At 64.9% G+C, this 2,474-nt stretch carries 3 protein-coding genes and 1 pseudogene; 1 reads left to right on the forward strand and 3 read right to left on the reverse strand.

The genetic code is table 11. The features are described 5' to 3' along the window. The 3 genes and pseudogenes from A2J02_RS14155 to A2J02_RS14165 form a co-directional block, all read right to left on the reverse strand. Nucleotides 1-238, reverse strand: a pseudogene (locus A2J02_RS14155) (tRNA pseudouridine(55) synthase TruB); the annotation flags it as partial. Between the two features lie 35 nt (nt 239-273). Beyond that, the gene (locus A2J02_RS14160) at nt 274-939 is read right to left on the reverse strand and encodes a 4'-phosphopantetheinyl transferase family protein (protein ID WP_068050760.1); all 666 of its coding nucleotides are present in this window, start codon (nt 937-939) and stop codon (nt 274-276) included. After that, nucleotides 936-1,859, reverse strand: a complete 924-nt coding sequence (locus tag A2J02_RS14165) for a metallophosphoesterase family protein (protein ID WP_032397841.1) — start codon at nt 1,857-1,859, stop codon at nt 936-938. Before A2J02_RS14165 ends, A2J02_RS14160 begins: the two co-directional genes overlap by 4 nt. A gap of 241 nt (nt 1,860-2,100) precedes the next feature. Between A2J02_RS14165 and A2J02_RS14170 the strand changes: the two genes are divergently transcribed. Further along, nucleotides 2,101-2,474, forward strand: a 374-nt coding sequence (locus A2J02_RS14170; protein WP_068050761.1) for a TOBE domain-containing protein, incomplete at its 3' end; no start/stop codon positions are given.

A 2,474-nucleotide genomic window follows, 5' to 3' on the forward strand; every position in this document is an offset into this window, starting at 1 on the left:
CGGTGTACGACTTGGTGGTCAGCGAGAGCAGTCCCAGCATCTTGGTCGCACGCTCCACGCCGAGCACGAGCACGCCGGTCGCCATGGGGTCCAAGGTCCCCGCATGGCCGACCTTTCTGGTGCGCAACAGTTTTCGGCACGACGCCACCACATCGTGGCTCGTCACTCCCGGCCCCTTGTCGACCACCAGCAGGCCGGCACCGACGAGACCGGACGAAATCTTTTCGCGAGCACTCACGAGAGAGCATTGTGCCAGGCTCGCGGAGCAGGTCGTCACATCACCCAGATCGCGGTCATCACCAGACCGCCCGCCACCATCCATCGACCGTCGAAGGCCCGCAGCGGCGGACCGGACACCGTGTCTCCCGGCACCAGCAGCTCGGAACGGAACGTTCCCGAAATGTCGTCACCGGAGCCGGTGCGCTCGAAGGTGATGTGTGCGTCCTCGAAGCCGAGCCAGCGTCCGGTCAACGGCTCCCAGGCCTTGTACGTCGCTTCCTTGGCGCAGAACAACACTCGATCCCAGTGCACGTCCTCGCGGCCCGCGGTCGCGAGCCACTCCCGTTCGGCCTCGAGACTCACCGCCTCGAGCACTCCATCGGGCAAGGGTCCGTGCGGCTCGGCGTCGATTCCCACCGAACGCACCTGCATCGAGTAGGCCAACACCGCACCGCGATACCCGTCGCAGTGCGTCAACGATCCGACCACACCCTTCGGCCACTGCGGAGCACCGGACTTGCCGCGCATGATCGGCGCAGGCTCGACACCCAGCTTCTCCATCGCCACCCGCGCACAGTGTCGGGCCGAGGTGAACTCACGCTTCCGCTTGTCCACCGCCTTGGCCACCAGCGGGGCCTCGAGCGGATGTGGCGTCAAACCCGGTGGGTCCGCAAACAATTCGGCCGAGACGACGCCGTTGGGAAGTATCGATTCGATCACTTGCCTGCCCTCATCTTCTCTACCTCTGCCTCCATTTCGGGCGTCACCGTGAAGTGCCCGCCCCACTTGTTCAACGCGCCCGGCGGATACTCGGGGACCGGAAGAATCTGGCGCAGAACGTTCTTCGGTAGGCCGCGGCGCTGCCATTCACGCGGGTAGCCCACCGACACCTCCTCGAAGCGAACGCCGTCGTAGTAGGTGGTCCGCGGGATATGAAGGTGCCCGTACACCGAGCAGATCGCGTTGTACCGCGTGTGCCAATCCGCCGTCAGAGTGGAACCACACCACAGCGCGAACTCCGGGTAGAACAGCACCTCGGTCGGCTGCCGAACCATCGGGAAATGGTTGATCAACACCGTCGGAACGGAGGTGTCGAGCGCATCGAGACGCTCCCGGGTGGCGTCGATCCGCGCATGGCACCAGGCATCGCGCGTCGCGTACGGCTGCGAGGACAGCAGGAATTCGTCGGTGGCGACCACGTTCTTCTCACGTGCGATCGCCAGGCCGTGTTCCTTGTCTCTCGCTCCCTGCGGCAGGAACGTGTAGTCGTAGAGCAGGAACATCGGCACGATCGTTGCCGGGCCACCCTCACCCTCCCACCGCAGATAAGGGTCCTCCGGGGTGACGACGTCGATCTCGCGGCACAGGTTGACCAGGTACTCGTACCGAGCCGCCCCGTGGATCTGGACGGGATCTTTCACCGTCGTCCAGAGCTCGTGGTTTCCGGGAACCCAGATGACTTTCGCGAAACGGCTACGGAGCAGTTCGAGCGCCCACTTGATGTCGTCGGTCTTCTCCGACACGTCGCCGGCGACGATCAGCCAGTCGTCGGGCGATTCGGGAAAGATGTCCTCGGTCACGGGCCGGTTACCCCGATGTCCGACGTGAATGTCGCTCACTGCCCACAGCTTCGCTGCCACTGAAAATTCCTTCCGATGCGCTCGGCCGCCGGCGTCGAATCGCCAGAACCGTCCGAGAACGTACCAACGTCCAATACTCCCTGCAGATTCCGCGACGTATCCGGCGGGGTGATGCGGCAACCCGGTCGACGGTGGAACGGTACGGCTCACCGAAAACAGGATCTGGTCGAAACACCCGCAGATTCGGGTATATGGTGCCGTTCATGACTTGTTTGCGGATGCCTGCTCGGGTGGCGTCTCGATGACGGTGCCCCCGGTCCGCGTTCGAGACGCCGCAGCACTCCTCGGTGTCAGTGACGACACCGTCCGTAGATGGATCGACACCGGAGCGCTCCCGGCGCTCGAGGACGAGAACGGACGCAAGGTCATCGGCGGCCGGGACCTGGCCGACTACGCGCGCGAACATGCCGTCCCCCCGCCGGAGATCGCGTCGGGCGGCAGCTCTGCCCGCAACCGACTCGTGGGGTTGGTCACCGAGGTCGTCTCGGACGCGGTGATGAGCGAGGTGAGCATGCAGTGCGGGCCGTTCACGATCGTGTCTCTGATGAGCACCCGATCGGTTCGCGAACTGGGGCTCGAGCCCGGCAAGGTGACCGTCGCTGTGGTCAAGGCGAC

The sequence above is a fragment of the Rhodococcus sp. EPR-147 genome, assembly GCF_001647185.1.
In the GTDB taxonomy this organism is placed as follows: Bacteria; Actinomycetota; Actinomycetes; order Mycobacteriales; family Mycobacteriaceae; genus Rhodococcoides.